Source organism: Ercella succinigenes, from assembly GCF_900002895.1.
In genome coordinates, this window is sequence record NZ_CDHP01000073.1 from 22668 (window position 1) to 37931 (window position 15264).

A 15264-nucleotide genomic window follows, 5' to 3' on the forward strand; every position below is an offset into this window, starting at 1 on the left:
AAGGAGAAATGCTGCATGCACAAGAGATTGTTTATTCCCGGACCTGTTGATGTCAATCCTGAGGTTCTGGAACAGATGACAAAACCAATGATTGGACACCGTACTAAAGATGCTTCTGCTCTGCAAGGTTCAATTGCAGAAAAAATGCGTCAGCTTATGTACACAAAAAATGAGATTATTCTCTCGACATCTTCCGGAAGCGGATTAATGGAAGGAGCTATCAGGTCTTGTACCGGACGTAAAGCAGCAGTATTCTCGATAGGTGCTTTTGGAGATCGTTGGTATAAAATGGCTGTAAGCAATGGTGTTGCTGCCGATATATTTAAATCAGAACTAGGACAACCTACTTTGCCTCAGCAAGTGGAGGAAGCTCTGTCAACAGGAGAGTACGATCTTGTTACTATTACTCATAACGAAACTGCCACAGGTGTAGCAAATGATCTTGAGGCTTTGTCTGCTGTTATCGGCAAATATCCTGAGGTTATTTTCTGTGTTGACTCTGTAAGTTCTCTTGCAGGGCATAAGATTGAAACTGATAAACTTGGCATTGATGTTCTGATTGCGTCAACCCAAAAATGTATTGGCCTACCACCTGGACTTTCTGTCTGCAGTGTATCAGAAAAAGCAATTAAAGCTGCCGAAAAAGTTCCTAATAGAGGTTTGTATTTTGATTTTGTTGAATTATACAAGTTTGTAAAAGAAAAGCCGCAGCAGTATCCTTCAACCCCTGCACTTTCACTGATGTATGCTCTTGATTTCCAGCTTGATAGAATATTAGCAGAAGGTCTTGACAATCGCTTTGAACGTCATCAGAAAATGGCTGCCCGTGTCCAAAAATGGGCAAGAGATAATTTTGCACTTTATTCAAATGAGAACTATCTCTCTCAGACTGTTACTTGTATTGATAATACACGAGGAATTGATGTCTCATTACTTAACAAAAAGCTTGCCGAGCATAATTATATGATTTCTAATGGCTATGGTAAAATCAAGGATAAAACTTTCCGTATAGCTCATATGGCAGATACCACATATGAACAGATAGAGGATTTACTGAACTGTATTGATCAGGTTTTGTCCGAAATGTAATATATTCTGAAATGACCTTGCTCAAATACGATTTCACCAATCTCCCCGATTCGGTCTTCCCGGATCTGGGAGATTTTTCTGCCGTCTTCTGATTCAACGCTGAATTTCTCTCTTTCCAATTGACCTATAACTATATATTCCACATTATATTCTTCGATAAGTGAAAGTCTTAAATTTTGATCAGAAGTGGTATATATGTCCCTGACAGCATTTTGTCTAGGTACGACAATACTTGCAAATGCATCAGGATTAGTGTTGCTGGTGCGCCAGAGCCATTCATGCGTTTGCCAGCCTATAATTGTAGGTAAGCCGGTAAATGCTGATATACGGTTGTAATCAGTATAGCTATCACCATATGCTTCAAGTACAACAGGCTGCCCTTTAATATTATTGTTTAACCATTTAATTGCAGCTACATCGGCCGCCAGTTCGCCAGGCTGATTACCTTCTATCTGAGGAGAATCTTTCATAGCAAGATTAATCAGAGGATCCAGCCCCTGATAGTTTTCACGCCTGAAATTACCTAACCACTGTTCAGTAGCTGCAAAGGGGTACCACAGAGGTATAATCATCATAAACACAAGAAATATCGAAAAAATTCTCATACAAAATTTGTTTTTATAACTTTTTAGTATGCGCACTGATGTATAAGCCCATACCAGAGACAACAAGATAAAAGCCTGATATGTAAATTTAAACATAGTATTGGCACGCTTGAAATCACCACTATATATGTCAACAACATATACTAACTCCGGTAATAATATCAAAATTAATCCCATGAGATAAAATGCCAGTACAAGTTGATCGGGGAAAGCAATTTTATTAATAAAAAGAGTTTTATTGTTTAAGCCATCATTATGACTTTCAACGGCTAGATCTTTTTGATTGTCAAGCGGAGGAAAAACTCTGCGAAGATAAGGTTTTCTATTTTTTATTAAAAGAAAAAATATCAGAACCAGTCCGCCCATAACATGTGCACCCCATAGTACCCATAGCTGAACAAATGGTGTCCTTTGTTCAACTAATGCAATTGTCTTGGCTATTGGCTCAAAGCGAATATTAAATGGCAGACTTATAAAATGTGCCAGAAAGAACAACCAGCTCATTCTTGATCCAGCATAAACAAGGCCGTCCTGGGATAACTGTCCTATAAAAAATCCTATTAAAAAGGCGAGAAAATACAGAAAAAGTGCAATCAAAGGATTATCGGCTTTCAAAAAAGGCAGTACTATCAAAATGCATTGAACAAAAAAGATTAGCAGACCTCGTAAAGTAAGTATTTTGCGACATGTTCTGCAGCCTGCCAACCAAAAAACAAGACAAGACAAAGCAAAATAAATTATAAAATCCCAAAAATTTCCCATCATAAAAATAGCAAGCATAACACCTATCAACAGAAATTCAGGTTGCTTAATAATTTTTATGATCTGATCTAAAGATAATTTTATTCTTCTTGATTTAGACTTGCCTGCTTGAATTTTTTTTGCTATACCGAGATTGTTTGCTTCGTTAATAAAATCTGTTTCTTTTTTTAGCGAATTAGCAGTGGCTTTTTCTGTTACTATTTCGTTCTGTTTTAAATTGTCTGAGAAAATATCGTTTTTATTATATTCTGCTTCTGAAGTTAGTTTTTTTATTGTCCATATTAATATTCCTATCAGGAGCAATACAAAAGTCAAATTAATAACATGAGCATGAAGATCAGCTACCAAAAAAGAATAATAAGGAAATTCATGAATTGTTTTGTCCGTAGTATCAGGGTTATATCCTATATATCTGGTTGAGTTTGCAAACCAGAAGTTTTGTGTGATATCACCAGGCATTATACCTATTTTTGATAAGCTTTTGAGAATGACATTGCCTGGACTATCGGCATCAAATAAAAAAGAATGCTGATTTCCCCCAAAAACAATCAAAAGCATACTTAGAAAGCCGGAAAGCCATACGGATAATTTGCTTATAAATCCTGATTTGCTATTATTCAGACTGTCTGTTTTTGATTTGACCTGTCTATGCTTCCGATTTTTAAAGACGAATGAAGATTCATCTTTTACAAACACCATCAAATGAAATCCTATACTGAAAGATAGCGCAGCAGTTAGGGCAAAAGTAGTAGCCATAGCTAGCTGATAGGCAATTACAGGTTGTATATTAACTATTTTGGATAGCCACGTATATGCATAATGGCCGAAATAATAATAGTTTATACCTGCTCCGCTAAGCCACATATCAGCAGCCGGCAGGGTATCAGAACGCCATAAGCTATTCATAAAGCCTATGTTCATAAATTTTTCTAAACTGTCAAGATCAGGTTTGAGACCTCTTGCGAAAGTCCACAATAGCAGACAAAAAGCAAATGCTGTTTCCAGTATTCCAACAATGAGATATAAATTATACTTTTCATCTTCTTCTTTGAGAAAATGAAAAATATTTTCCTTGTATGCCCATTTGCCACTTGTCCATATTATTACTGCCGATAAAAACAATATAATAATCAGCCAGATTCTGCTAAAGGGAATGAACGTAAAATGATGTAGTAAAAAAGTGATTAGCGAAGATAAGGCAAAGCCAAGGCCTTTGGAGGCAAACCAGCCTTTGTCTCCGGCAGGAAATAGTCTTGCTGCAACCGGCCACCAGATGAGACCAATAAATAACAGTAACAGCCACCACTTAATAAAATAAACCGCATCATTGCCTAAAAAGAAAAAGGCAGCGGGTATTATAATCAAGGGCAAGGCAATAGCAAATCTGCGCAGCATCATATCACTTCCGTTATTTTGAGATATTCTTCTACCGAATGGGCTGCTTCAAAACCAAGTCGGATAGCATAATTTATACCACGATCTTCAGGATATATTTGAGCCATTCCTGCAAGTTTTACTCCTGGTTCTGGTGTATTCATTTCTGGTCTGTTGTTACTGTAATTTCTTTGAATCACCGGCTGAGCGTACCTGCTTCTTTTTATGCGCCAATCAATAATATCTTCAGTAGAAAAATCAGGATGTATTCTGCAAAGAGCTGCTACAAAACTCTGAAATATATTTCCGTCAGATTTTGTCCAGACTGCATCTGCAATATCAAGGTATCTTGACAAATATACAATATGCCCATCATAACCGGCAGTTCCTGTCATATTGGTATGTTCAACAGAAACCACAAATGGCAGATCATCGCAAATTGTATTCCAATAATATGGCGAAAGAGCGTTTTTCAATCTTAAAACCATACATATATTAGCTTTGTATCTAACAGACCTTAATTTTTCTCTATAATCTTCCGGAAGATTAAGACCTATTGATAAATTTGCAAATTGCCTCGTCGATATAGTCGATATTACTGCATCTGCTTCAAAATCTATTGCTGAACAATCTTCCAGAATACAGGATATTTTATATTTGTTTTTACCTGTTTCAGCCTTTTGTCTGTCTATGCCCATCGCTGTATATCCATATAATATTTTTCCGCATCCTGCCTCAATATCAGCGGTTAAAGCTTCTGTCAATCTTGCAAAGCTGCCTTGCATGTATCCTAGTTTGCCGGTTTGCCCATGACTGGTTCTTGAGCTGCCACGTAATTTGAATTTATTCCAGATCCAAACTGCTGAAACTTCTTTTGCATCTGTATCGAATTTGGCACGTAGCAAGGGTGACCAGAGTCTCTCATAAGATTTTTCGCCACAGTTTTTTATCAACCACTCTGCGGCTGTCATATTCTCAAGCTCCTGCCAATCCTTTATTCTGGCGGCTTTTAAAACGGTAAGACCAGTTTTAATTCTCTGAAAAAGCGGCAATTCGCTGAATTTTAAAAGATCTATAGGACTGGAGAAAGGATAAAGTCTACCTCCGGCAAATAAAGCATCTTTGACACTGTACCATCTCATATATTCAGATAATCCTAAATCAGAGATTAAAGACAATGCACAGGCATCGGAAGTAAATAGATGATGATATATATGCTCTATTTTATCTCTGCCAATATTAAAAGATGAAAGCATGCCTCCCGGCTGCAATGTTGACTCCAAAACCAGAACCTGTTTTCCTTGACGCACCAAATCCCAGGCTGCAGATAAACCTGTGATGCCTGATCCTATTATGCATACTTTTGTCTGCTTGCAATTGAACTCTGATGATTCCATTTTATGCCCTTATTTTATGCTTCTGCATTCGAAATAATACCTTTTTTCAAAAGCTTCTCCCATAGAGAAAGTTTTTCTTGGCAAAATCCCATCTTTTGAGATAGTAGCAAAAAAAGCATCTTTTGCAAAAGGTGGCAAAATAAATCCTATCGCTCCTTTATCAGCCAATTCTCTAACTGAATCAACTCCATGGATATAGTCTATGCGGGCATTCTGCCCTTTCTTTTTTAATTCAGCAAGCAAATCATCCAGCATGTTCTGAACAATTGCTGTTACCAGGGTGTTTTCCGCAATTGGCAAATCAATAATTATATCATCATTAGCTGTATATAAAGGCAGTTCATGAATGGAATAAGATGATTTGTCCGTTTCACTAGCCTTGGATTTTTCTAGATCCTGTTTTAAATTATTTGCCCATTGTTGAGCCATTTTTACAAATTCAGATGCTTCAGTATCAAATACTGCCCGGTGTATTGGCTCGAAATCCAGTCCCTTATCGTGAATATTAATTATTTCAACCAAAGCGTAGCGAGCTGGATGATCTGGTGAAACATTATTCCTGATTTCATGCCAATGAGCCTGAGCAGTTGCCAGAGAATGATTGCCATCTCCCACAGCAAAAAGCAGATTATCTTGCTCAAGTGTTTTTAAATTCAGCATAGCTAAAATTGCCTTTTTTAATGAAGCGTGATTTTCAGGAATAAACCAGCCTTTCAAATGTCCGCCTCCCTGCATGAGATCAAGATCATAAAGCGGCTCAGAAGAAGCAATATCAGAACAGAGTGGTTCTATTACAGAAAAATCAGGATCATCTATCAAAAGCTGTACATGAGGAAGCTCAAGCAGCGCGTCCCTTCTGATTGCCTGTCTTGGGGGGATTCTTTCTAAAACCGTTCCTTCGGTGGCACGAATAAGTTCTTTGTTGCCAGGTTTGTAATCATATTGTTCGAGATCAACCGATATAATAAGACCCTTACGGCTGGGATGAAGCGGTGTACTTCTATCTATTAAAATACACCCCTTCTCCTGAAGTTCAAGTATTCCAGAATTGATGTACTCTTTCATATTGCTGTTGATTTTATTTATTCGCCTATCTATGGATATGTTTCCAGGATTTTCCAGATAAATTTCCGGCAAAATAAGAGATAATGATGAGGCCTTTCCTGCAGTGATTCTTTCCGTTTCCTGCCAGTATTCCGGTTGGGAAGTATACTGATCACATGCAATGACAGGCCAGACAGAAATATCTGTCTGCTCGGAAGGGAGATATAATTCAGGTATTTGCAGTCCTAATTTTTGGCAAGCCTCACTCAATGAAAAATCTTTATTGTTCATCTTTAGATCCTCTTTTATAAATGATTTGATTATTTTATCATAAACAGAAAGCGGCTGCACCTTGTTTGAGCTGATATTTTGGTGTAAAATCCGATTGATAGCGTAAAAAACAAAAAGAGAGTTGGTAATACAATGAAAGCAATGAGCTTAAACGAAATAAGAGAAAAATATCTGTCTTTTTTTGAATCCAAGGATCACTTAAGATTACCCAGTTTTTCACTGGTACCACGTAATGATCCTTCGATTTTACTGATTAATGCTGGCATGACTCCGTTAAAACCATATTTTACAGGTGCTGAAACGCCTCCGTCACTTAGAGTGACAACCTGTCAAAAATGCATTAGAACTCCAGATATTGAACGCGTAGGTAAAACTTCTCGACATGGCACATATTTTGAAATGCTTGGAAATTTCTCTTTTGGAGATTACTTTAAAAAGGAAATTATACCTTGGGCATGGGAATTTTGTACCGAGATTCTTCAGATGCCGGAAGATAGACTTTATGTAACCGTATATCAAGATGATGACGAGGCTTGGGACATATGGCATAAAGATGTTGGTTTGCCGGAGACAAAAATTTTCCGTATGGGAAAAGAGGATAATTTCTGGGAGCACGGTACAGGTCCATGCGGTCCTTGCTCTGAAATATTTTTTGATCGTGGTGAGGATAAAGGATGTGGTGAACCTGAATGTCAGGTTGGTTGTGACTGCGACCGCTATGTTGAATTCTGGAATCTTGTCTTCACTCAGTTTAATAAAGAAGATGATGGAAGCTATTCTCCGCTTGAAAAGAAAAATATTGATACAGGTGGAGGTTTAGAGCGTTTTGCCTGTATTATGCAAAACGTTGACAATCTATTTGAGGTTGACTCAATAAGATCAATTCTCGATGAAGTTTGTCGCTTGACTGGGCGTGAATATGGTAAAAATGCAGAAGATGATACTGCTATTAGAGTTATAACAGATCATATCCGCAGTACGACAATGATGATAAGTGACGGGATACTGCCCTCCAATGAGGGAAGAGGTTATGTATTAAGGCGTCTCTTGCGTAGAGCTGCAAGATTTGGACGTATGATGGGGCTTGTGAAACCATTTTTGCATAATTTAAGTTCTCTTGTGATTAAAGAGTCAGGTTCAGCCTATCCTGAATTGATAGAAAAACAGGATTATATAAGAAAAATTATAGAAACCGAGGAGACAAGATTTGCCGAAACAATACAACAGGGGATGAGTCTGCTTGAGGATTATATTAATAAGTCTAAAAGTGCCGGCAAAAATTTACTTTCAGGAGAGGATGTTTTCCGTCTTCATGATACATACGGTTTCCCTTTGGATCTGACCAGAGAAATCGCGGCTGAACAAGGTCTCAAAATTGATGAAGAAGGCTTTCATGCTGAAATGAATAAACAAAAAACTATGGCAAGAAAAGCTCTAAAGGATAAGGGTGGATCTGCCTGGGGAGGGCAGACTCTGCCAGAAAGCATTGACAGGACAAAACCTACAGTTTTTACAGGTTATGAAAAGACATCTGATGAAGCACAGATAATAGCTCTTCTTGTGTGTAAAAATGAAAACGATACACTTGAGCTTGCAGAACAGGTAGAGTCAGGACAGGCTGTTAGAGTTATTACTGACCGCTCACCATTTTATGCTAATTCAGGTGGTCAGGTTGGCGATACAGGTATCATAAGAACAGATAATGGCGTAATGACTGTTGAAGATACCACTAAGACTGCGGAAAATATCTGGATACATACGGCAGTTGTTGAAAGTGGAATAGTTCATCATGGGGAAAAAGTTGTTTTAGAAGTTGATCAGCAGTTAAGACTAAATACAGCCAGAAACCATACTACAACACATATTTTACACAAAGCATTAAAAGAGCGTCTTGGCGATCATGTCACTCAGGCAGGATCATCTGTTTCGCCACAGCGCTTACGTTTTGATTTTAATCATTATCAGGCTATGACTGCTGAAGATATTACATATGTGGAAAATCGCGTTAATGAGGTTATTTTGCAAAATATGCCTGTAAAAACTAATCTAATGTCAATTAAAGAGGCAAAGGAAAGCGGAGCTCTAGCTTTATTCGATGAAAAATACGGTGATTCTGTGCGTGTTGTTTCTGTAGGTTCTTATAGTCGAGAGCTTTGTGGTGGAACCCATTTAAATCAATCTACCGAAGCTTGTCAATTCAGAATTGTTTCTGAAGGTGGTGTTGCTGCCGGAGTCCGTAGAATAGAAGGTGTAACCGGACCCGAGGCGTACAGATTATGCCGTCAGGAAAATGAACTTGTAAGTGATACCTCGGCAGTTCTAAAATGTTCACCTGCTGATATTACCAGAAAAATTGAAAATATCCTGGAAAAAACACGTCAACTGGAAAAAGAGCTTGAAGCAGAGCACTCAAAACAGGCTGTTCAGGCTGCGGGAAATCTGATAGACCAGGCACTGAATTTTAATGGTACAAAACTTGTGGCGGCCAAAATGCAGATTGCCGATATAGAGCAGCTTCGTAATGCTGCAGATAGTATACGTGATAAAATTGGATCAGGCATGGTTGTTCTTGCTTCAGAAACAGATGGAAAGGTTGCCTGGGTTGCTATGGCAACTCAAGATGCAGTAAAGAAAGGTCTGCATGCAGGCAATATTATAAAAGAAGCTGCCAAAATTACCGGCGGTGGCGGCGGCGGCAGACCGGATATGGCTCAAGCTGGTGGCAGGGATGCATCTAAAATAGAAGAAGCATTGGAAGCTGTAAAGAAAATTGTATCTGAGAAGATAGGTTAATTGCTGATAGCATCAGAAAGCAAAACTTTTGTAAGAATGGCATTTGAGTTTTTTTGTATTTAATATTATGTATAACAGGGAGGGGAAAAAATGACTGACTGTATTTTCTGTAAAATTATTAAGGGAGAAATTCCTTCAAAAAAAGTTCTGGAAAATGAGAAGATTGTTGTTTTTCACGATATAAATCCTGCTGCACCTGTACATCTATTGATTGTACCCAAAAATCACACATCAGACATATTGTCATTAGCTGAACATGTCGATTCTGCTGAAATATTGAAAGCTGTGCTTGATGTTATCCCTGAAATAGCCAGAATAGCAGGTGTTGATCAAAAGGGCTTCAGATTAATTAATAATTGTGGCAAAGAAGGCGGACAGACTATTGACCATTTGCATTTTCATCTTTTGGGCGGACGTGATCTTGGTGAGAAGTTATTATAGCGTAAATATCTACAGGCAAATTCAGGAAAAACTGCATCTGTAAGCAACTACCGTAAAAACAGTTTTGATTTGCAGTTGACTACTAAAGGCTTTTGCCTGTATAATATCCCTTGATGTCGCAGTACGATATTGTATTCGGCAGACTAAGCGAAAACCGCCGTGAGGGGAGTGAAATAGATGTCAGAAGTCAGAGTAAAAGAAAATGAAACCCTTGACAGCGCTCTGAGACGCTTTAAGCGTTCTTGTGCCCGGTCCGGCGTTCTTGCTGAGGTTCGTAAACGTGAACATTATGAGAAGCCCAGCGTAAAGCGCAAAAAGAAATCTGAAGCTGCAAGAAAGAGGAAACGCTAATCCATGAAAGTTAAAGATGCTCTGTTCGAGGACTTAAAGAAAGCCATGCGTGATAAAGATATGTTACGCAAGGAGCTTTTGCAGATAGTCAGAGCCGGTGTTTTGCAAATTGAGAAAGATCAGAAGATTGAACTTGATGATACAGGTGTTCTGGACATTATAGCAAAAGAGTATAAGAAAAGAGCTGAGAATTTAACTGAGCTGGAACATAGTGGACGTGAAGATATTCTCGACAAGAATAAAGCAGAAATGGCTATTCTTGAAAATTATCTTCCCAAACAGCTTTCCGAGCAGGAAATAACAGAACTGGTTGAGGCTGCAATTAAAAAGGCTGATGCTCAATCGGCTCGTGACATGGGTAAAGTTATGAAAGTACTTATGCCTGAAGTCAAGGGAAAGGCTGATGGCAAGTTGGTTAATCAAATAGTGAAAAAACTGCTTGTTTAATGCTTACTAATTGAACAGATTTTTGAAAAGGGCTCGATGTCGCTTAAGCGGCAATCGAGTCTTTTTGTTCATTGACATAATGGGTATAATTTATATAAGAGAAAAAAGAAGGAAGGGGGAGTTTATATGTATTTGCAAAAAGACTGGATAGTAAAAGAGTACGATCATTTATCTGAATATATATCCGAACAGAATAATGATTTGTCGCTTTCTGATCAAATATTGATCAGAAGAGGCTATTTGACTGCTGAACAAAGAGCTTCCTTCTACAATGCCAGCTTATCTGACTTACATGATCCTTTGCTTTTTGCAGATATGGAAAAAGCATGCCGGGCTATAATTGAACACGGTGAGGCAGGTGAGTTGATCATGATTCATGGCGATTATGATGTTGATGGTCTGACTTCAACTGCTTTATTGATTCGCGCACTTAAAAGAGCTGGAATGAAATGTGATTGGGTAGTTCCTGACCGACTTCTGGATGGATATGGCTTGTCTCAGGGCAGTGTAGATAAAATTATTGAATTAAATCCGGGACTTGTCATAACAGTAGATTGTGGTATAGCAAGCATAGATGAAATAAAACAATTAAACGATGAGGGTATAGACGTAATTGTGACTGATCATCATGAGTGCAGATCAGAGCTTCCACCTGCTCTGGCTCTGCTGAATCCTAAGATACCGAATTGTAGTTATCCGTTTAAAGGCCTTGCAGGTGTGGGTGTTACCTTAAAACTGGTGCAGGCACTGGATTTTTTTATGAATGGAAAAATCAGATGGTCTACTGACTTATCTCTTGCCGCCCTAGGTACAGTAGCTGATGTTGTTCCTTTGATTGATGAAAACAGAATACTTGTTAATGCAGGTATTGCTCAAATAAATAAAGGCTTGCCGGAAATACCTTCTGGTCTTTGTGCATTAATGGAATTGTGTCAGAAAAAAAATATGATAAATTCGGGCACTCTTGGTTTTACCATTGCACCAAGATTAAATGCTGCCGGCAGAATGGGGGACATAGAACCTGCATTAAGCCTTCTTTTAACTGATGATCAGGAGCAAGCAAAACTAAAAGCGAAAAAACTAAATGATCTTAACAGTCAAAGACAGCAACTCGAGCAGGAAATTATGGAGCAGGCAATAGCTGAAATTGAAAGTACAGCGGATCTGCCCCAGACTGCTGTTCTTGTTTTAGCGTGCAAAAACTGGCATCCTGGAGTTATAGGAATAGTTTGCTCGAGACTTGTTGATCTTTATTATCGGCCTGTAATAATGCTTGCAGGTGACAATAGTGATAATTTGCGAGGATCATGCCGTACTTATGGTGAATTTGATATTCTGGCTGCTCTTGAAGCTGCAAAAGAATATATTTTAACCTTTGGGGGACATAAAAAAGCAGCCGGCCTGGAAATAAAATATCAACAGCTGGGAAATTTCACTCGAGCAATCAATGAATTCGCTAGAACAACTGCAAGCAGTACACCTTCTCGTCCTTCAATTGAAGTAGATATGTTATTATCTGAACAGGATTTAAATATTGATAATGCAGAGTCTATTTCCTTGCTGGAACCTTTTGGCGAATTAAACAGACAGCCACTTTTTATATCTGAAGGATTCACAATTGCTCAATGGAATCTGGTAGGAAATGGCAGACATGTTAAAATGTCGGTTTTAAGTCCTAATGGTAAAAAAATCGATGCTATTGCTTTTGGTATGAGTGATGCCGATGAACTTTTTGATTTAGGCGATAAGGTGGATCTTTTATATTCTCTGGAGATTAATGAATGGCAAAACAGAAAAAATGTGCAGCTTATGATACGGGATATAAAACAAAGTGATATTGGTTGTGATTTTATTGATCGGCCTTGGATTGTAGATTCTTTATATAGAAATAACTGGGAATTAAAAGATTTGGCCAATAAATTTAATCAGCCTCTTTCAGCATTTTTGCCTGAAAAATCTGATTATAAAACTGTTTATCAATATATAAAATCAAGATTTAAACAAAATGCTTTGGAAATAGATTTAAAAATTCTGGCAAAAAGAATATCATGCAGTTACAGGATCGGCTTAAATACGTTTAAACTAATCAGAGTGTTATCGGTTTTCGAGGAAAGTAAATTGATAAAAATAGATTGGCTTGAAAAAGGAAGATGCAGACTTGCTTTGCGTGAAGTATCTGCAAAGGTAAAACTTGAACACGCACCTGCCTTCAGACGATTGCAGGCAGAGGGGGAAGCACAATGAACAGGGAAGAAAAATATATAGATTCAGACAATCTGGAATTATCTGCAGATGCTTCTGTTAATGAAGGTAAGACAGCAAGTCTGGATGGAGAAGGTCCTGTTACACATAGTGATATTGTTGATCAGCATATACTGGAAGAAGCAGAACCTGTTTTGCAGAGAATTATTGATACGTACACCGATTATTCTGGTTCAGATGATGCAGAACGCATACGAGATGCTTTTTTATTTTCCAAAAAAGCTCATGAAACACAAAGACGTGCTACAGGAGAACCATATATAATTCATCCTCTGGCAACTGCAGAAATATTAATTGAGCTAGAAGTTGATTGCGACACTTTGGTTGCTGCTTTATTGCATGATACAGTAGAAGATACCGGCATTACGGTAGATGAAATATCTGAAAAGTTCGGTGAAAACGTTGCTATGCTTGTGGACGGCGTGACTAAGTTGAGCCGTATACCATATTCTTCAAAAGAAGAAATACAGGCAGAAAATTTCAGAAAAATGTTTTTGGCAATGGCTCGTGATATAAGAGTTGTTCTTATAAAACTGGCAGATCGCCTTCATAATATGCGTACCATAAAGCATATGACGCCGGAAAAACAACTTGAAAAGGCAAGAGAAACTCTTGATATATATGCTCCTCTTGCACATCGTCTTGGTATTTATAAAGTAAAGTGGGAGCTTGAAGATTTATGTCTACGCTATATAGACAGAGAAGTATATTATGAGCTTGTCGGCTCCATATCACAAAAAAGATCTGAAAGAGAACATTATCTGGAGGATATTATATTCCAGTTAAAAAATAAAATTGCTGAGATTGGAATAAAAGCAGAAATAGAAGGCCGTCCAAAACATTTTTACAGTATATATCATAAAATGAAAACACAAGATAAAAGTCTTGATCAGATTTATGATCTTTTCGCCACGCGTATAGTGGTCGATACTGTTTCTGATTGTTATGCTGTATTAGGTCTGGTTCATGAACTATATAAACCTATGCCGGGGCGTTTTAAAGATTATATTGCTATGCCAAAACCCAATATGTACCAGTCGCTCCATACTACTGTTATTGGACCCAAAGGTATACCATTTGAGGTTCAGATACGTACTTTTGCCATGCATAGAACTGCAGAATACGGGATTGCTGCGCATTGGCGTTATAAAGAGAATAGTTCTGCCAATTCCAGAAATGAGCCGTTTGAAGGTAAACTGAACTGGTTACGTCAGCTTCTTGAGTGGCAGAAGGATATGCGCGATGCCGGTGAGTTTATGGAGTCACTAAAATCAGGTTTAGTTGCCGATGAGGTTTTTGTGTTTACTCCTAAAGGTGATGTTCGGTCACTTCCAGCCGGATCAGTACCAATTGATTTTGCCTATAATATTCATAGCGGTATCGGCAATAGAATGTATGGAGCCAAAGTTAATGGCAGAATTGTTCCACTAACTTATGAATTAAAAAATGGAGATATAATAGAAATACTTACATCTGAAAAAGTACATGGTCCAAGCAGAGACTGGTTGAAAATAGTAAAAAGCGCCTCCGCCAGAACTAAAATAACTCAGTGGTTCAAAAAAGAGATGCGTGAGGAAAATGTAATTCGAGGCAAGGAAATTGTCGAAAGAGAAATCCGCAAAACAGGTTTTCAGCCATCACAACTTTTGAAACAAGAGTTGCTTGAACCAGTTTTCAAGAAATATACTTTTAATACTCTTGATGATATTTTAGCTGCTGTTGGTTATGGTGGTCTTTCAGCCGGCAAAATTGTGCCCAGACTTAGAGATGAATATATACGTAATCTTCCTGAAGAAGAAAGATTGAAGCTGGGTTATAGAATATCACCAAGCGGCCAGGTCATATATAGTCCTGTTACAGCCGCTGCCGAAGCTGCTGAAGAAGGACAAACTTTGCCTAGATCAGGCAAAAACAAAAAAAATAATCGATATGATCAGGGCATAATTGTTAAAGGCATTGAAAATTGCCTTGTAAAAATGTCCCGCTGCTGCAGTCCTGTACCGGGAGATCCGATAATAGGATATGTCACGAGAGGTAAAGGCGTAGCAGTTCATAGAACAGACTGCACCAATATAAGGCATTTGCTGGAAGCTGCTGCCGGGTCTGGGGCTGATGCTGAAAAAGCATCAAGATTAATAGATGTAGCATGGTCGCAGGAAGACAATTCTACCAGTTATCAGGTAGAACTCAAAATTCTGGCTAGAGACCGGAGGCACTTGCTTGGAGATATCTCAAATGCAATAGCAGAAGAAAAGGTTTCTATTCTTTCCGGGCAGATGACTGCGATGAAAGACGTAACGGCAACTTTATTAATGTCGGTCGAAGTTAGCAATCAGCAACAGTACGATCGTCTTCTTGGTAGAATAAAAGCAGTAAAAGATGTTATTGAAGTAAGAAGAGGACATTAA

10 protein-coding genes are annotated in these 15264 nt (G+C 38.2%); 7 read left to right on the forward strand and 3 right to left on the reverse strand.

Features of this window, described 5'->3' with window-relative positions; genetic code table 11:
- Positions 1-15: 15 nt before the first annotated feature.
- Positions 16-1089 (forward strand): pyridoxal-phosphate-dependent aminotransferase family protein, encoded by a 1074-nt coding sequence (locus AC0KSB_RS15415; protein WP_472310749.1) that lies wholly within the window; start codon positions 16-18, stop codon positions 1087-1089.
- Here the strand turns inward: AC0KSB_RS15415 and AC0KSB_RS15420 are convergent.
- The 3 genes from AC0KSB_RS15420 to AC0KSB_RS15430 are packed head-to-tail and all read right to left on the reverse strand — an operon-like array spanning position 1068 to position 6562.
- Positions 1068-3854, reverse strand: coding sequence for a DUF2298 domain-containing protein (locus tag AC0KSB_RS15420; RefSeq protein ID WP_472310751.1), 2787 nt, complete (start codon positions 3852-3854; stop codon positions 1068-1070). The two genes, AC0KSB_RS15415 and AC0KSB_RS15420, sit on opposite strands and share 22 nt — an antisense overlap.
- The gene (locus AC0KSB_RS15425) at positions 3851-5227 is read right to left on the reverse strand and encodes an NAD(P)/FAD-dependent oxidoreductase (protein WP_472310753.1); all 1377 of its coding nucleotides are present in this window, start codon (positions 5225-5227) and stop codon (positions 3851-3853) included. The genes AC0KSB_RS15420 and AC0KSB_RS15425 overlap by 4 nt, the downstream gene beginning before the upstream one ends.
- Before the next feature lie 9 nt (positions 5228-5236).
- Positions 5237-6562, reverse strand: a complete 1326-nt coding sequence (locus tag AC0KSB_RS15430; protein WP_472310755.1) for a DUF1015 domain-containing protein — start codon at positions 6560-6562, stop codon at positions 5237-5239.
- A 132-nt stretch (positions 6563-6694) separates the two neighbouring features.
- On the opposite strand from AC0KSB_RS15430, the gene alaS reads away from it, so the two are divergent.
- The 6 genes from alaS (at position 6695) to AC0KSB_RS15460 (ending at position 15264) form a co-directional block, all read left to right on the forward strand.
- Positions 6695-9355 carry an alanine--tRNA ligase gene (alaS, locus tag AC0KSB_RS15435; RefSeq protein WP_472310757.1) on the forward strand — a complete coding sequence of 887 codons (2661 nt, stop codon included), beginning with the start codon at positions 6695-6697 and terminating at the stop codon, positions 9353-9355.
- Between the two features lie 90 nt (positions 9356-9445).
- On the forward strand, positions 9446-9796 hold the full coding sequence (locus AC0KSB_RS15440; protein ID WP_472310759.1) for a histidine triad nucleotide-binding protein: 351 nt from the start codon (positions 9446-9448) through the stop codon (positions 9794-9796).
- A 177-nt stretch (positions 9797-9973) separates the two neighbouring features.
- Positions 9974-10147, forward strand: coding sequence for a 30S ribosomal protein S21 (rpsU, locus tag AC0KSB_RS15445; protein WP_472310761.1), 174 nt, complete (start codon positions 9974-9976; stop codon positions 10145-10147).
- Between the two features lie 3 nt (positions 10148-10150).
- Complete coding sequence (locus tag AC0KSB_RS15450) at positions 10151-10594, forward strand: GatB/YqeY domain-containing protein (protein ID WP_472310763.1); 444 nt, start codon at positions 10151-10153, stop codon at positions 10592-10594.
- Positions 10595-10720: 126 nt separating this feature from the next.
- Positions 10721-12838, forward strand: a complete 2118-nt coding sequence (gene recJ / locus AC0KSB_RS15455) for a single-stranded-DNA-specific exonuclease RecJ (RefSeq protein WP_472310765.1) — start codon at positions 10721-10723, stop codon at positions 12836-12838.
- Positions 12835-15264 (forward strand): RelA/SpoT family protein, encoded by a 2430-nt coding sequence (locus AC0KSB_RS15460; RefSeq protein WP_472310767.1) that lies wholly within the window; start codon positions 12835-12837, stop codon positions 15262-15264. Before recJ ends, AC0KSB_RS15460 begins: the two co-directional genes overlap by 4 nt.

Bases quoted from the DNA above. Each gene is read 5' to 3' on its own strand.
- recJ (WP_472310765.1), top strand. From the start codon at position 10,721: ATGTATTTGCAAAAAGACTGGATAGTAAAAGAGTACGATCATTTATCT.
- AC0KSB_RS15450 (WP_472310763.1), top strand. From the start codon at position 10,151: ATGAAAGTTAAAGATGCTCTGTTCGAGGACTTAAAGAAAGCCATGCGT.
- rpsU (WP_472310761.1), top strand. From the start codon at position 9,974: ATGTCAGAAGTCAGAGTAAAAGAAAATGAAACCCTTGACAGCGCTCTG.
- AC0KSB_RS15430 (WP_472310755.1), bottom strand. From the start codon at position 6,562: ATGAACAATAAAGATTTTTCATTGAGTGAGGCTTGCCAAAAATTAGGA.
- alaS (WP_472310757.1), top strand. From the start codon at position 6,695: ATGAAAGCAATGAGCTTAAACGAAATAAGAGAAAAATATCTGTCTTTT.
- AC0KSB_RS15415 (WP_472310749.1), top strand. From the start codon at position 16: ATGCACAAGAGATTGTTTATTCCCGGACCTGTTGATGTCAATCCTGAG.
- AC0KSB_RS15460 (WP_472310767.1), top strand. From the start codon at position 12,835: ATGAACAGGGAAGAAAAATATATAGATTCAGACAATCTGGAATTATCT.
- AC0KSB_RS15440 (WP_472310759.1), top strand. From the start codon at position 9,446: ATGACTGACTGTATTTTCTGTAAAATTATTAAGGGAGAAATTCCTTCA.
- AC0KSB_RS15420 (WP_472310751.1), bottom strand. From the start codon at position 3,854: ATGATGCTGCGCAGATTTGCTATTGCCTTGCCCTTGATTATAATACCC.
- AC0KSB_RS15425 (WP_472310753.1), bottom strand. From the start codon at position 5,227: ATGGAATCATCAGAGTTCAATTGCAAGCAGACAAAAGTATGCATAATA.